This window comes from Streptomyces sp. NPDC054842, from assembly GCF_053611025.1.
On record NZ_JBSGZN010000053.1, the window covers coordinates 1 to 13999 of the forward strand.

15 protein-coding genes and 1 riboswitch are annotated in these 13999 nt (G+C 72.1%); of the genes, 10 read left to right on the forward strand and 5 right to left on the reverse strand.

The window, feature by feature from the left end; genetic code table 11:
• Nucleotides 1-101 precede the first annotated feature (101 nt).
• Nucleotides 102-1655, forward strand: a complete 1554-nt coding sequence (locus ACWGIS_RS30655; protein ID WP_453365732.1) for an MmgE/PrpD family protein — start codon at nucleotides 102-104, stop codon at nucleotides 1653-1655.
• 88 nt (nucleotides 1656-1743) lie between these two features.
• Here the strand turns inward: ACWGIS_RS30655 and ACWGIS_RS30660 are convergent, their stop codons facing one another.
• Nucleotides 1744-2403, reverse strand: coding sequence for a ScbR family autoregulator-binding transcription factor (locus ACWGIS_RS30660; protein ID WP_453365733.1), 660 nt, complete (start codon nucleotides 2401-2403; stop codon nucleotides 1744-1746).
• A gap of 333 nt (nucleotides 2404-2736) precedes the next feature.
• On the opposite strand from ACWGIS_RS30660, the gene ACWGIS_RS30665 reads away from it, so the two are divergent.
• The gene (locus ACWGIS_RS30665; protein WP_453365734.1) at nucleotides 2737-3702 is read left to right on the forward strand and encodes a ScbA/BarX family gamma-butyrolactone biosynthesis protein; all 966 of its coding nucleotides are present in this window, start codon (nucleotides 2737-2739) and stop codon (nucleotides 3700-3702) included.
• Between the two features lie 45 nt (nucleotides 3703-3747).
• Here the strand turns inward: ACWGIS_RS30665 and ACWGIS_RS30670 are convergent, their stop codons facing one another.
• Nucleotides 3748-4341 (reverse strand): TetR family transcriptional regulator, encoded by a 594-nt coding sequence (locus ACWGIS_RS30670; RefSeq protein ID WP_453365735.1) that lies wholly within the window; start codon nucleotides 4339-4341, stop codon nucleotides 3748-3750.
• Nucleotides 4342-4439: 98 nt separating this feature from the next.
• On the opposite strand from ACWGIS_RS30670, the gene ACWGIS_RS30675 reads away from it, so the two are divergent.
• From ACWGIS_RS30675 to ACWGIS_RS30685, 3 genes are all read left to right on the forward strand, one after another.
• The gene (locus ACWGIS_RS30675) at nucleotides 4440-5702 is read left to right on the forward strand and encodes an acyl-CoA dehydrogenase family protein (protein WP_453365736.1); all 1263 of its coding nucleotides are present in this window, start codon (nucleotides 4440-4442) and stop codon (nucleotides 5700-5702) included.
• On the forward strand, nucleotides 5692-6447 hold the full coding sequence (locus ACWGIS_RS30680) for an HAD family hydrolase (RefSeq protein WP_453365737.1): 756 nt from the start codon (nucleotides 5692-5694) through the stop codon (nucleotides 6445-6447). The genes ACWGIS_RS30675 and ACWGIS_RS30680 overlap by 11 nt, the downstream gene beginning before the upstream one ends.
• Nucleotides 6448-7136: 689 nt before the next feature.
• Nucleotides 7137-7283, forward strand: coding sequence for a hypothetical protein (locus ACWGIS_RS30685; RefSeq protein WP_453365738.1), 147 nt, complete (start codon nucleotides 7137-7139; stop codon nucleotides 7281-7283).
• Nucleotides 7284-7353: 70 nt separating this feature from the next.
• On the opposite strand, the gene ACWGIS_RS30690 is transcribed toward ACWGIS_RS30685, so the two are convergent.
• The 3 genes from ACWGIS_RS30690 to ACWGIS_RS30700 form a co-directional block, all read right to left on the reverse strand.
• The gene (locus tag ACWGIS_RS30690) at nucleotides 7354-7803 is read right to left on the reverse strand and encodes a Zn-ribbon domain-containing OB-fold protein (RefSeq protein ID WP_453365739.1); all 450 of its coding nucleotides are present in this window, start codon (nucleotides 7801-7803) and stop codon (nucleotides 7354-7356) included.
• Between the two features lie 104 nt (nucleotides 7804-7907).
• Nucleotides 7908-8573, reverse strand: coding sequence for a TetR family transcriptional regulator (locus ACWGIS_RS30695; protein ID WP_453365772.1), 666 nt, complete (start codon nucleotides 8571-8573; stop codon nucleotides 7908-7910).
• 224 nt (nucleotides 8574-8797) lie between these two features.
• Complete coding sequence (locus ACWGIS_RS30700) at nucleotides 8798-9898, reverse strand: HoxN/HupN/NixA family nickel/cobalt transporter (protein WP_453365740.1); 1101 nt, start codon at nucleotides 9896-9898, stop codon at nucleotides 8798-8800.
• A gap of 28 nt (nucleotides 9899-9926) precedes the next feature.
• Nucleotides 9927-10164: riboswitch (cobalamin riboswitch) on the reverse strand.
• 81 nt (nucleotides 10165-10245) lie between these two features.
• Between ACWGIS_RS30700 and ACWGIS_RS30705 the strand changes: the two genes are divergently transcribed.
• The 5 genes from ACWGIS_RS30705 (at nucleotide 10246) to ACWGIS_RS30725 (ending at nucleotide 13894) form a co-directional block, all read left to right on the forward strand.
• The gene (locus ACWGIS_RS30705) at nucleotides 10246-10605 is read left to right on the forward strand and encodes an ArsR/SmtB family transcription factor (protein WP_453365741.1); all 360 of its coding nucleotides are present in this window, start codon (nucleotides 10246-10248) and stop codon (nucleotides 10603-10605) included.
• Between the two features lie 195 nt (nucleotides 10606-10800).
• Nucleotides 10801-11190 (forward strand): cell division protein SepF, encoded by a 390-nt coding sequence (locus ACWGIS_RS30710; protein ID WP_453365742.1) that lies wholly within the window; start codon nucleotides 10801-10803, stop codon nucleotides 11188-11190.
• A gap of 535 nt (nucleotides 11191-11725) precedes the next feature.
• Nucleotides 11726-12898, forward strand: a complete 1173-nt coding sequence (locus ACWGIS_RS30715) for an AAA family ATPase (RefSeq protein ID WP_453365743.1) — start codon at nucleotides 11726-11728, stop codon at nucleotides 12896-12898.
• Nucleotides 12895-13227 carry a nucleotide pyrophosphohydrolase gene (locus ACWGIS_RS30720; protein ID WP_453365744.1) on the forward strand — a complete coding sequence of 111 codons (333 nt, stop codon included), beginning with the start codon at nucleotides 12895-12897 and terminating at the stop codon, nucleotides 13225-13227. The genes ACWGIS_RS30715 and ACWGIS_RS30720 overlap by 4 nt, the downstream gene beginning before the upstream one ends.
• Before the next feature lie 190 nt (nucleotides 13228-13417).
• A complete protein-coding gene (locus ACWGIS_RS30725) occupies nucleotides 13418-13894 on the forward strand; it encodes a DUF6099 family protein (RefSeq protein ID WP_453365745.1) in 477 nt (158 codons plus the stop codon).
• Nucleotides 13895-13999 lie beyond the last annotated feature (105 nt).

Sequence of the window (13999 nt, forward strand, 5' to 3'; positions counted from 1 at the left end):
GGCCGACGGTGCTCCCGCCGCCGCGTCCACCCGCCCGGAGCGACCGACCGCCGGCCACGGCACGCCCCGGCCGGCGTACGCCAAGAGAGGTGCCTCGCGCCATGACGGCAGTACTCGGTGAGAGCGTGGCCAGGGCGCTTTGCGACGACTGGGGGAGCACGGCGCCCAGGCGTCCTCGCCGGCCGACCGACACCCCGCTGCGTGAACTGTCCCACTGGGCGGCGACGCTGCGCCCCGAGCACATCCCGTGCCGGGTGCTGAAGCTCGCCGCCAGTCAGGTGCTCTCGCAGGCCGCATCCATCAGGGCCGGGCTCCAGCACCCGCTGGGACGGCGGCTGGTGGCGGCCTTCGGGCACCCCATGCAGCGCGACCCGCGCACCGCCGCGGGCGTCTTCGCCGCCCTCGGGTCCTGGCTCAATCTCGACGACACCGCCTACGCCGGGCACCTGTCGAACTCCACCGTCGCGGTACCGCTCGCCTTCGCCTACACCCGCCGGCTCGACGGGCTGTCCCTGCTGACCGCCGTCGTCGCGGCCAACGAGTGCGCGGCCCGCATCACCGCCTCGGCCACCCTCGGCCCGCTGCGCGGCCAGAGCGCCGTGCACACGCACCTGGCGGGCGCGGTGGCCGGCCGGCTGCACTGCGACAGGGCCCCGGCCGCGCTCTTCGAGAACGCCTTCGGGCTGGCCTTCGCCATGCCCAACTGGCCCCTGATGCGCGCCTTTCTGGCCAGCGACGCCCGTCTGTTCAACACGTTCACCCCGGTGCGCACCGCCATGGACGCCTGCGACGCGGCGTACGCGGGGCTGCGCGGCGCTCCCGACATCGTCGAGCACGAGGACGGTTTCCTGGCCCGGTTCGCCACCGTGCCGCTGCCGCAGGCGGTGGCGAAGGGACTGGGCCGGCGCTGGCACACCGACACGCTTTCCTTCAAGATGCACCCCGGCGGGCCGGGCATCGACGCGGCCGTGGACTGCGCCGTCGAGATCCACCGGGAACTGGGCGGCCTGCGGCCCGAGGACGTGGCCGAGGTGGTCGTCGAGGCGTCCCTGTACACCCTCTTCGCCGGTGAGCGCGCCGCCCGGTACGTCAACGGTCCCGGCTCCCCGCTCGGCGCCCTGGTCCTCGACGTGCCCTACCCCGTCGCGACCACCCTGCTCACCGGCGAGTTCACCGTGGACGACTTCTCCTCCCCGCACCTGGACGACCCGGCCCGCTGGGCGCTGGCCCGGCGGGTGCGCCTGGAGCACGACACCGAGATGACGCGCGAACTGTTCCTGTCCGACGCCCCGTTCGGCGAGGCGGTACGGGAGGCGGGGGAGCGTGCCGTGCCGTGGCTGCGGGGCTTCGGCGGGGACGAGCTGGTCGACCTGCTGGGCCCGCTGAGCGCCGACGACCGGGACTTCTCCCGCGCCTCGAAGGCCACCGGTGCCCGGGTCACCGTCCGGCTGACCGACGGCCGTACGGTGTCGCGCACCCGGCTGATTCCGGTCGGTGCGGCCGGCCCGGAGACCCGGGTCCGGCACGCGGAACTGGTGCGGGAGAAGTTCCTGTCGGTCGGCGGCCCGCACGAGGTGTCCGACAGCGTGGACCGGCTGCACCGCATGCGTCCGGGCGCCCTGCGCCGCTGGATAGAGGCCGCCTTCCTGGACTGAACCCTCCGGCCCGCCGCCGGACGGCGTGGGGGGTGCGGCGATGGGAGCGTCTCACCCGCTCCCGACGCGCCTTCCCGGCCACACGGTCCTACCGCGCCGGCACCGACAGCAGGGCGAAGGCATCGAGGATCTCCTCGACCCGCTCCACGATGTCGGCCCGGTCGTTCTGCACCCAGGAGATGTGCTGGGCGCCGAACAGGGCGGAGACCAGGACCCTTGCCAGGGCCTCGGGCGCCGCGCGCTCCGGCAGCCGGCCGGCGGCCCGGCACTCCTCGAGGAGTTCGACGATCAGTGACGTGAAACCGACGTACGGGACCGGCATCTCCGCCCTGATGAGAGGACGTTCGATCTGCAGGCGCGCCCCCGCCTTGACGTACACGTCGTCGCGGAACCCGCCCGCCGTGCGCAGCAGCACGTCCACCACCGTCGAGGGCGAGGAGTGGTCGCCCTCGAGCGCGGGAGTGACGATCTCGTCGAGCCTGCGGTAGAACTCCTCCGTCACGGCGACCGCGAGGGCCTCCTTGTTGGAGAAGTGGAAGTACACCGCGCCCTTGGTCATCTCAGCGCCGTCGGCGATGTCCTTGATGGTGACGTTCGGGTAGCCGTGCCGGGCGAAGACCGCCGCGGCCGCGTCGAGGATGGTGCGCCGGGTGCGGATGGCGCGCTCCTGCTTGAGGTGCGAGGTGTCGTCGACCGAGGTGCCGCCGGAGATGTGCGAGGTCTGTGTCGCGTCGCTGTGTTCGCTCATGACGTCCATTCGTGCCGTGCCGTCCGCTGCTGTCGGTGGCTCGTTCGTGGGCAGAACGGGCCGGGGACGTGCGGACGCTTCGCGGGTTTCGCCCCTCTGACAAGCAGGGATGGCCGATTATCCGCCGTGCTCCGCCCGAGCCTTGCAAGATACCTTCCCGAAGGTATATTAATTTTGTGCCGAACGGCGCCGCACGTCTGTTAGTTCGCATGGTCCTGGTTCTTCCAGTACGGGGGAGGCGAATCCCAGATGTCAGTCGTGCTCAATCATCCCAGCATCCCTCAGGCGTCAGCAATGGCCCGCGCCTGTGATTACTTGAGCTTTGCCCGCCCCGTGACGCGTGAGCTGGTGCACCGCAGCTCCGTCGCGGAGGTGTTCGTCACCGACGGTGCCCCGGCCGGTGACCATCAGTTCGTCGTCGCCGCCCAGTGGCCGCGCGACCACGCGCTCTACCACCCGGACGAGAACGGTCTGAGCGATCCCCTGCTGTTCGCGGAGACCCTGCGGCAGGGGATGGTCTACGTCGCCCACCGGCACCGCGGTGTACCGCTCGGCCGGCGCTTCATCGGCCGCGACCTCGACTTCGAGATCACCGACCCCGCCGTCCTGCGGGTCGAGGGCGTACCGCTCTCGGTGTTCCTGGTGGGCGAGTGGACCTGGGACGGCGACGACGCTCGGGGCAGGACCGGAGCCCGGATGGACTTCCGGCTCGTCGTCGGCGGCCGCGAGTGCGGCTGGGGCGCCATCAGCATGCTGATGGTGGACGAACGGCGCTACCGCCTGCTGCGCCGGCTGGGCGGCGGCGCCGCGGACGCGCCGGCCACCTCACCGGCGCCGACGGCCGCCTCCGTGGCGCCGCGCACGCCCCCGCACCGGGTGGGGCGGCTGCGCTGGCGGGACTGCGTCCTGGAGGAGACCGCGACGCCCGACGAGTGGCGGTTGCGTGTGGACCGCGACCACGCGGTGCTCTTCGATCACCCCACCGACCACATCCCGATGATGGTGATGCTGGAGGGCTTCCGCCAGCTCGGCCACCTCAAGGTGCACGAGGCGTGCGACGGCCCGTTCGCCGACCTGTCGTTCGCGCTGGCCCGGACCACGGTGCAGTGCCTGGCCTTCGGCGAGTTGGACCGGCCCACCCGGCTGGTGGTCGATGAGTGCGGGTCGGGCGCCCGTCCGCAGGAAACGTTTCAGCTGTCCGTCTCGGCGGTCCAGGGCGACACCGTACTGGCCCGCGCGCGGACCGCCTGGGCCTGCGTGGGCACCCGCCCGGCGGCGACCGTCCCGGCCTCCTGGTAGTGGCGGCCCACCGGCCCGGACCCGGGGCCGCACGGTCGTGGGGGCTCAGGCCGACGCGCGTGTCCCCATCGCGCGCGTCAGCACGCCCCACATCGCGGCGACGCTGGGTCCGGGCCGGTCCGGGCCCGCGCAGGCGCCGGTCCACAGCGCGGTGCAGAACGCCGCGACGATGAGATCGGCCAGGACGTCGGCCGACGGTGCTCCGTCCCAGTGCCGTCCCCGCTGCACCTCGCCCACGAGTTCGAGCGCGATGCCATGGGTGTCGCTCAGGAGAGGAGCCACCGTGTCGGCCGCCCGAGCCGCCTCCACCTCCAGCCGCAGGGCCGCCTGTGCCCTGTGGTCGGTCTCGAAGAGTCTGCCGAGTCCGAGCACCAGGGCCTCCAGCCGGCTCGTGGCCGGCTCGGGCGAGGTCCTGGCCTCGTCCAGCAGCGTCCGCACGCTCCGGGACAGGTGTTCCGTCAGCGCGGCGGCCAGCTTCTCCTTGCTGGAGAAGTGCCCGTACAGGGCCCCCTTGGTCAACCCGATCCGGTCGGCGATGCGCTGCAGGTTCGCGTTCACGTAGCCGTAGCGTGCGAACTCGTACGCGGCGGCATCGAGGACGCGATCGTGCGTCCGTAGGGCACGCGCCTGCTTGACCACGCTGATCACCTCCTTCACCCCGGCCCGGTGGTGAAGGACCGGCCGAGAAAAATTCGTTCCCGAACGAATTCTAGTCGTGGAGTAAAGGAGAGCGATAGGTGAACCGGCGTCAAATCTTCACAGGCCAGGGGGCACAGGGTGGCGCGCCGCGGGCGCGCGGACAGCTGACGGGCGCCGTGGCCTCCGCCGCTGCACACGCGTCGGCGGCCGACGCCACCGGCAGGCTGTCCGCGGAGACCGTCGCGCTGCTGACCCGCGCCGGCTTCGCCCGTCACTTCGTGCCCGGGGTCTGGCACGGTACCGAGGGAACCTTCAGCGACCTCCTCGCCGAGGTGGCGGCGGTCGGCGAGGGATGTGCGTCCGCCGCGTGGTGCGCCGCCTTGTGGGCGACCCACGGCAGATACGCAGCCCACCTGCCCCTCGAAGGGCAGCTCGACCTGTGGGGCCGATCGCCCGACGTGCGGATCGCCGCCGGACTGCGGCCCTCCGGCTCGGCCGCCCGCTGCTCCGGAGGCTGGCTGCTCAGCGGCACCTGGGAGTGCGTCAGCGGGGTCGCCGACGCGGACTGGCTGCTCCTCGCGGCCCCCGAACCGGACGAACCGCAGTTACCCGGAGGCCGGTGCCGGCTCTTCGCCGTCCCCGCCACCGAGATCCACGTACGGGACACGTGGCGCAGCACCGGAATGCGCGGCACCGGCAGCCACACCGCGGTCCTCGACGGCCCGGTGGTGGTCCCCGACCACCGCACCTGCTCGCTGTCGGACGTGCTGGCGGGCTCTCCCGGGCCCGGACGGTCCCGCTGTCACACCGCCCCGGCGCACCTGGGGACGGGACTGCTGCTGTGCGCGCCCGCCCTCGGGGCGGCCCGCCACGCCCTGCGGGAGTGGACCGCGTGGGCCGCGCGCAGAGGAGCCCTCCGACCCTCGGAGCGCGCCACGCTCCAGCTGACGCTGGCGCAGTCGGCCGACGACATCGAGGCCGCCGAACTGCTGCTCGGGGACGCGGCGCTGCGGGCCGACTCGGGCACCCGCGCCGAACGGGACGTGGCCCGCAACCGCCGGGTCGCGGCGGCCGCCGCACAGCACCTGGTCAACGCCGTCGAGCGACTGTTCCGCGCGGCCGGAACCCACGCATGCGGCGGCTCCGGGCCGCTCGAGCGCACCTGGCGCGACGTCCACGTGCTGGCCGCGCACCAGGCCGTGCGCCGGGAGACCGCGGCGGCCTTCTACGCCGACTCCGTGTTCGCCGACTTCGAAGACCGTCCCGGGCAGGCGGCCGAACTGCCGGTGGCCTGCCCGGCGGCCGCGCCCCGGCTCATGGCGCACTCCGCGCCGACGGAGGTGGTCGCCGGTGTCCACTGACATCCGCAGCGCGCGCCCCCGGTCCCCGCTGCCCGCGACGCCGCCTCCCCGCCCCACACCCTCCCGGCCCGCTGCGCCGGCGCGCCCCGAAGGCCCCCGCCGGCTGGTGTTCTTCGACGTGGACGAGACGCTGATCGGCCGCAAGAGCGGCCCGGACTTCCTCCGCGACCACTTCGCGCGGATACACGGCGCGGACGGAGCGCGCCGGGCCGCCGAACTGCTCGGCGAACTGGCCGGTCTGCCCCGCGCAGAGGCCAACCGCCGTTTCCACCGCGCCTTCCGGGGCTGCCCGGCCGCGGAGGCCGAGGCCGCGGCCCGCCGGTGGTACCAGGAGCACAGCCGGGCCGACGGCTTCTATCTCCCCACCACACTGGCCGCGCTGCGCCGGCACCGGGCCGAGGGCGCGTCCGTCGCCCTGGTCTCCGGCACCTTCCCGCCGCTGCTGGCCGTCATCGCCGAGGCGGTCGGAGCGCAGTTCGTCCTCGGCGCGAGACTCGAACGCTGCGGGCCGCTGCTCACCGGCGAACTGATCGGCCCCCCGGCCATCGGCGAGGGCAAACGCACCCTGGTGCGCCGGCTCCTCGCCCGCCACCCCGACATCGACCCGGCCGACTGCTGGGCCTACGGCGACCATCCCTCCGACCTGCCCATGCTGCACTGCGTGGGGCACGCGGTGATGGTCGCCCCGGACGGGACCCACACCACCGTGCCACCGCACGCCGCCGGCACCGACGGAGGCGGGTGACCGCGGCGGACCGCCGGCCGGGGTCTCAGCTGCCTGGCCGCGGGGATCGGGGCGGTGCGGCGGGGCGGTGCCGGCGCCGCCCCTGAGGTGATCGGGCCGGGACACGTACGGCAGCCGATGAAGATCACCGCGACCCGCCCGGGAACAGGTGCTCGGCGTCGCGGTGGTCAGGAACGTCACGTGGCCCCTTCGACCGACTCGGCCGCGTCGGATGACGCTCGGAGAGGCTCGGAAAGGCTCCTCTGCGCGCGGCGCTGGTTCGATTCAGCCCTGATGATGCATCAGATTAGCCGGAATGCCTGTGCGTGGTCGGGCTGTTGGGCGGCTATGAGGTGCCCGACGCGTGTTGGGACAGGACCTACGCGTATGGGTGCTGATCGGCCTCAGGATCGGCAGCGACCGAAAGAATCAGCAGGGCAATGGCCTGGAGGCCGGGTGAAGTCGGTGGGCGGACGAGAATTCTGAGGGTGCGGACAGTGATCAGTCGTAGGTCGGTACGCCGGGGGCTCCTTGCAGTGGTTGTGGTCGGCTCGTTGGTTCTCGGGGCCACTGGTTGTGGGGGAGACGGAGAGGCGGACGGAACTCCGAAGACTCCGAAGGACTACAAGGTCCAGTTCGCTTGCCGGAGCGCCGAGTTGTCCGACTCGTCGCGGTTGGCTCGTATCCGCATCGGTGCGGAGCACTGGGGGATGCCGAGGGAACCCGAGGGCGACATCGAGGCGTTGAAGGACGCCTACGCGACTGTGGCTCACTCCGTCTCGCTCGCCATGGCCAGGGAGCTGCGCTGCGAGAGGGACGGTGGGCTTCCCGGGCGGCCCGTACTGGATCCCGCGTAGCGGCTGACGTACCCGGGCTACCCGGTGCTGACCTGCCCGGTACGGCCGACCGGCTGCGGGTCTGCGTGCGTCAGTGGCGGAGGCCGTACGGGTCGTCGATGAGTTCGAAGACCGGTTCGCCGCGGACCGGGTCCTCGGCGACGGTGAGGCGGACGCGGCCGCCCGGGTGGATCGCGATGAACGGCCCCTTCACGCGTCCGCGGACGGTGAAGCCCTCGGCCATCTCGATGAGGGAGACGTTGCGCGCGGCCGGGGTGTTGCGGCGGACGACGGTCGTGCGACGCACGATGCCGGTGCCCTGGCTGCGTTCGGTGCGCAGGTCGCTCGACGCGCAGACCGGGCACAGCAGCCGGTGGAACATGGTCGTCCCGCACCAGCGACAGCGCTGGAAGGCGAGGCGCTCCTCGCTCGGCTTGCCGGCCCAGGCGGGGGCGCCGCTCTCGACGGGGGCGGTGGCGTTGCTCTCCGGGACGTCGGCGTCCAGCACGTCCGCCGCGATCCCGATTCCCGGGTGGAACACGATGTCATCTCCCTGCGCTCGGCCGGAATCTGATGTGCTCGGATCGCCGTGCACGCGCCACAGAGTATGGCACTCAGTGCCAGCCGTAAAGGCACTGCGTACCCTCAATCGGTCCAGACGGACTCGATCTCCTTGACCACCCGCCACATGGGGACACCGCGCCGGGCCACCAGGACCACCACGTCCTCGCCCTTCTCCGTGCGAGCCGCCGGGCCGTCCGTGCCGAACGTCCGCCGCACGTAGTCCAGGGCCCGGTCGACATGGGCGTCGGCGTCCCCTTCGCCGTCGGCGCGCAGCCAGGAGCGCAGGGCGTTGTTGTGAGCCGCGACCACGGCGGCGGCGATCACGTCCGCGTGCAGGTGGCCGTCACTCCGGCCCGCGAGACGGACCCGCAGATGGTCGGCCAGGGCACGCTCGTACCGCCACACCACGGAGAGCTCGTACGCCCGCAGTCCCGGCACCCGCTTGGTCAGCCGGTAACGCTGCACGGAGAACGTCGGGTTCTCCGCGTACATCCGCAGGACGAGCCGGGCCGCGTCGCAGACCTGCCCGACGGGGTCCTCCGTCGGCGGGCCGGACGTCAGGAACTCGGTCATCTCCGCGAGGCAGCGCTCATGGTCCGGGAAGACCACGTCCTCCTTCGACGGGAAGTACCGGAAGAACGACCGCCGTCCGACCCCGGCCAGCGCCACGATGTCGTCGACCGTCGTCTGCTCGTAACCCCGCTCCAGGAACAGCCGGAACGCGGCCGCGACCAGGGCGTCACGCATCGGCGGCTTCGGCGTCCCCGCCCCGGCCGACGGACCCCCGCGGGATGTCTCGCTCATGCGGCGAAACTAGCACCGGGGAGGACGGAGTGACACTCAGTGCCTGGTGAGGAGGGGACTGAGTGTCATGAGTGATCCAGCTGCGGGTCGCCCCCTGTGTCGGTAGGGCTTCGGTGCTCACCCGGCGCCCCGGCCCCCTGCGTGCGCTCCGTGGGCCGCGGCCCGTCTCAGCCGCCGTCGGCCGGCCGGACCGCCCAGCGCTGCTCGACCCTGGCCAGTCGCCAGTACGCCAGCGCGGCGGCCCAGACGACCACGAAGAGGCCGACGATGATGAAACCCACGTTGTCGAGGTCGAGGTCCGCGATCCAGCCGGTGACCGCGTCCCGCAGATCGAGCTTGTCGTGCAGGACACCGACCAGCTCGATCGTGCCGATAAGGAACGCCACCGCGATCGACAGACCCGTGATGGTGAGGTTGTAGAACACCTTGCGCACGGGGTTCGAGAACGCCCACTGGTAGGCGAAGTTCATGAACGTGCCGTCCAGCGTGTCGAACAGACTCATGCCCGCCGCGAACAGCAGCGGCAGGCACAGGATCGCGTACCACGGCAGCCCGGCCGCGGCCCCGCTGCCCGCCATCACCATCAGCGTCACCTCGGTCGCCGTGTCGAAGCCGAGGCCGAACAGGAAGCCCAGCGGGAACATCTGCCCGGGGCGGCTGATGGACTTGGTGAACCGGCCGAGGATCCGGTTCATGAACCCCCTTGAATCTAGGTGCATTTCGAGCTGCCGCTCGTCGTAGGTTCCCTCCCGCATCGCCCGGAAGACCCGCAGAATGCCCATCAGCGCAACGAGGTTGAGCGCCGCGATGAGGTACAGGAACATGCCGGAGACGGTCGTACCCATGACGCCCAGCACCTGGTGCGTGCGGGAGCCCTCGTTCATGATGCGCCCGGCGAGCTGGGTGCCGCCCGCGATCAGCGCGGCCAGGACGACCACCACGCTGGAGTGGCCGAGCGCGAACCAGAACCCCACGGACACCGGCCTCTTGCCGTCAGCCATCAGCTTGCGCGTGGTGTTGTCGATGGCCGCTATGTGGTCGGCGTCGAAGGCGTGCCGCATACCCAGGGTGTACGCGGTGACGCCGAGGCCGATGCCGAAGGCCTTGGAGCCGACCTCGTAGTGCGCCGGCACGACCAGCAGGAACAGCACACCGAACGCGACGACGTGCAGGGCGGCGATCACCGCCAGCAGACCGGCGGTGCGGACGGTGTCCTCGCGCCGCCACTGGAAAACGGCGGGCCCCGTGGGCCCGGTGGGCAGGGTCATGCGGTCACGCTCCAGCACCTCGTGGATCACTTCGTGAGATGCCGTGGCCGGTCTCCTGGCTTGCGGGTACCTCCCGCTGAGCCGAAGCCCGGCGTGGTGGAGGGTCGACGCGCCCGTCCCTGCCTTCCCGGCCGTCCGGCCAGTGGCGCCGCCCTGAGGCGGCACGGGACGAGAACTCCCCGATCACAGTGGCGAGGGCCGCTCCGGACTGAGCCCCTGAAAGGCTGTCACCGGTCTTCCCGAACACCACGGCCCGCCAACCTTAGGTGCCGCCCGTGAACGGCTGCAAGCCTGCACAGTTGCGCAGGTATCCAAGATCACACAGCGCCGCCTGGAAGAATGCCGCCATGCATCTCGTCCCCGCCGACCGTGCCGGCCGGCGCACCATCGACGGCCACCGGGTCTGCGACGCCGTGGCCGCCATCGGCGAACCCACCGCCGTACGCGCGTGGGCCGACCGCTTCTCGCTGCTCGCCGACCCCGGCCGGCTGGCGCTCCTATTGGCGCTGCACCGGGCCGGCCCTCTCGCCGTCTCCGACCTCGCCGTCGCCACGGGCATGAACGACCCGGCCGTCTCCCAGGCGTTGCGGCTGCTGCGTACGGCTGAGGTCGTCACCGGCGAGAGGCAGGGACGCGTCGTGCGCTACCGGCTGGTCGACGCCGCGACCGCCGCACTGCTGGAGCACTGCGCCACGCGGCTCGCCTAATTCCGGCCGAGCCGCGCCGCGGTTACCGGTAGTTACGGCAGTTCGGCGGCCCTTCCCGGTGTTTCGCGGCCGCTCAAAGCCCATCTCCGGCAAGGAGAGCCGTCGCGTACCGTGTCGCTGTTCGGCCGAACGGGTGACCATGCGTAAGAATTGCCCGGTGCCGACAACCATGGCGAGCCAGGGCGGGGATGGCCAGTGAACAGCCACGACGTCACCGATGAACAGTGGGAAGGGCTCGCCCAGGTCGTTCCGTTGCGCGGCCGGGACGCCTGGCCGTCGGCCGTCGGCCACCGGTCGATACCCGAGGCGGCGACCGAGACCCGGCGCCGCTTCGTCGTGCTGCGGGTCAACGTGTTCGCGGACGCCCGGGAGGTCGCCGAGACACTCATGGCGGGCATCCCCGTCCTGCTCGATCTGACGGGCGCCGAGACCGATGTCGCCAAGCGGGTTCTGGACTTCAGCACGGGCGTCGTCTTCGGCCTGGCGAGCGGGATGCACCGGGTCGACCGCAACGTGTTCCTGCTGACACCGCCGGGCACCGAGGTGCAGGGGCTGATGGAGGGGGCCGGGGTCCCGGGGCTGTGACGTGGCCGTACCGGCGCTGCCGGGTGCTCGCCGTGGCCATGCGGGGGCGGCCGGACTCGGCGGGCGCGGCGGGGCGCCCTCCGCGAGCAGGTGCGAGCGGGTACGAGCAGGTGCGTCACCGGGCCCGTGATCAACGAGCGTGATCCCTCGAACGAAGGAAGGTCGCCCGGGTGGAACGGTTCGCCTCCCGGCGGAGTCCTACCGTCCGGATATGACCGTGCCGCCTTTGCCTCCCCTTCAATCAATTGAGCCCGTTGAGCCCGTTGAGTCCCTTCAGTCCGTTCAATCGCTTCGGGCTGTTCACTCCGTTTCGTCCGCTTCCTCTGCTTCGTGTGTGCCGTCCGCTCCATCTGCTCAACCCGATCGGGCGGTTCAGTGCGCTGAGTCCGTCTCTTCTGACGGGTACCGCCTGGATGCCGGGGGGCGTTCGGGCGAGTTCGTCGGCCCGGAGCCGGGCGGGCGGGATCTGCCTTCCAAGCCGGCCGCGCAGGAGCGGGTGCCCGAACCCCGGGTGGCGGGGACCGCTCCTCGTGAGGTGGCGAAAACGGTTGCAGTCGGCGCCGGTTCGGCCGCGCCGAGTCCTGCGCAGTCCCGGCCGGAGCGGCCGAGCGTCACCCACTTGCGGCTCTCCGCCTTCGCCGGGCACCGCGCCGCCGACTTCGCGCTGGGACGGCTGACCCTCTTCACGGGCCCCAGCGGCAGCGGCAAGTCCAACGCGTTACGGGCGTACGAGGCGCTCGCACGGCTCGGGGGAGGGGCCGAGCTGTGCGAGGTGTTCCCCGATCCGGCCGCCTGCGTACCCGAGGGGGCTCGCCCGGACGCCCAACGGCGGCGCGGATTCCGTATCGGCTGCACGGCCGACGGCCCCGAAGGACCCGTCCGGCTCGACCTCGCCGTACAGGCCGAACCCGAACTGCGCATCGTGGGCGAACGGTTGACCGCCGGCGGACTTGTCCTGCTGGAGACGGCGTTACGGGACCCCGGCCGCCCCGTCGTCCAGGCCGCCTGGCACACGGCGGGCGCGTCCCCCGTGACCCGGGGCCCCCTCCCCGACGACCGCCTCGGCACCGCCCTGCTGCCCCTGCGCGTCGCGGGCAAGACCGACGGACAGCGCCAAGTACTCGCCGCCGCCGAGCAGATGGTGATCGCCCTGCGCTCCGTCTTCCCCTGCGACCCACGCCCGCCGTACATGCGCGCACCCGTTCCGGCCGGCGGCGGACGCCTGCTGCCCGGCTGCGACAACCTCGCCGACGTGCTCTGGCGCACCCGGACCGAGTGCTCCCGTCGGCACGGGCTGCTCGTCCAGGCGGTCCGGGCCGGCTGCGCGGGCCCGGTCACCGACCTGCTCGCCGAACCTCTGGGCGACGGCACCGTCCGCGGGCTGCTCGACCGCGGTGACGGCCGCCGTACGGACGTGGGGCTGCTGGGCGACGGGGAGTTGAGGTATCTCGCGCTGGCCCTGGTGCTGCTCACCGGGCCCGGAGTGCTGGAGGTGGACCCTGCGGGCGAGGTCCCCGCGGCGCTCCAGACGCTGACCGTACTGGCCGACGGCTTCGACCGCTCCATGGACGCCCGGCAGGCGGGAGAGCTGCTGCGGCTCGCGGCGCGGATGTGCGAGCGGGGACACATCCGGCTGGTCGGGGCCGTGAGCGACGCGTCGGGGGCGGCGGAGGTGGAGGGAGTGACGGTGGTAGACCTGGGGGTGTGACGGAACTGGACGTGGCGCAGTTGCAGCGCCGACTGGGCGAGTTCGCGGCCGTGCGCAACTGGCAGCCCTACCACACCCCCAAGAACCTGGCCGCCGCGCTCAGCGTGGAGGCGTCCGAACTCCTGGAGATCTTCCAGTGGTTGACCCCGGAGGAATCGGCCCGGGTGATGGACGACCCGGACACGGCGCACCGGGTGACCGACGAAGTCGCGGACGTGCTCGCCTATCTCCTCCAACTGTGCGCGGTGCTCGACGTGGATCCGCTCGCCGCGCTGGACGCCAAGATCGACCGCAACGAACGCAGATTCCCGGCTCCGGACAGCCCCTGACCGACGCCCGCCCTCTACGCGCGACCCCCTTCGGTCACTCTCAGTAGTGATTGAGTTGTCCACATTCGATTCTCTGTCCACAGATTTCGGGCTTCCTCTAGCTTTTCGTCCCGTGCACCCTCACTCTGGGTAGTGGACAGCGGAGTTCGGGCGGACGTGTGAAAACGCGTCGGACAGACGGGGGCAGCGCATGGACGCGGTGCGGCTCATCGTGACGAGCAGGCGTGCCCTGGCGGGAAGCGGCGAGATGCCGGAGATCATGACGGAGGTGTGGCAGGCGCAGGCCCTGGCGCAGGCGATCGGCAGTCGCCTGGCCGTCTCCGGGCCTCCCGAATTACGCGGCGAGGCGCTGGGGCTCACGGAGTTGGCGGGAAGAGGCTGCGGCGTGCTGGACACGCCGCAGCTCCGAGTGGGCGACCTCCGGGCCGCCCAGCTCACGGACCTCGGCGATGCCCGGCAGACCCTCCTCGACCTCGGGGGTCTGCTCGGCGAGGTCGGCATCGCACTCGTCGGCATCGCATGCGCGGCCGACGACGAGGGGACCTACTGGCAGTGCATGGAGGCGATCGACGCGGCCGACGAATCCCGCGACCGCGTGCTGGAGATGCTGCGGCGCCTCGCGGTCCGGGAGGAGGAGGTGGTGGAGCGGGACCGTGCGGCGGGGTGAGGTGGTGGAGCGGGACCGTGCGGCGGGCTGAGGTTGAGGCGCGGGTGGGCGGACGGGCGGAGGGACCGGCGAGCCAACGGTCCGGCGAAGCGATGATCGTTGGTG

Bases quoted from the DNA above. Each gene is read 5' to 3' on its own strand.
- ACWGIS_RS30655 (WP_453365732.1), top strand. From the start codon at position 102: ATGACGGCAGTACTCGGTGAGAGCGTGGCCAGGGCGCTTTGCGACGAC.
- ACWGIS_RS30705 (WP_453365741.1), top strand. From the start codon at position 10,246: ATGCATCTCGTCCCCGCCGACCGTGCCGGCCGGCGCACCATCGACGGC.
- ACWGIS_RS30695 (WP_453365772.1), bottom strand. From the start codon at position 8,573: ATGCGTGACGCCCTGGTCGCGGCCGCGTTCCGGCTGTTCCTGGAGCGG.
- ACWGIS_RS30700 (WP_453365740.1), bottom strand. From the start codon at position 9,898: ATGACCCTGCCCACCGGGCCCACGGGGCCCGCCGTTTTCCAGTGGCGG.
- ACWGIS_RS30660 (WP_453365733.1), bottom strand. From the start codon at position 2,403: ATGAGCGAACACAGCGACGCGACACAGACCTCGCACATCTCCGGCGGC.
- ACWGIS_RS30685 (WP_453365738.1), top strand. From the start codon at position 7,137: ATGCCGAGGGAACCCGAGGGCGACATCGAGGCGTTGAAGGACGCCTAC.
- ACWGIS_RS30725 (WP_453365745.1), top strand. From the start codon at position 13,418: ATGGACGCGGTGCGGCTCATCGTGACGAGCAGGCGTGCCCTGGCGGGA.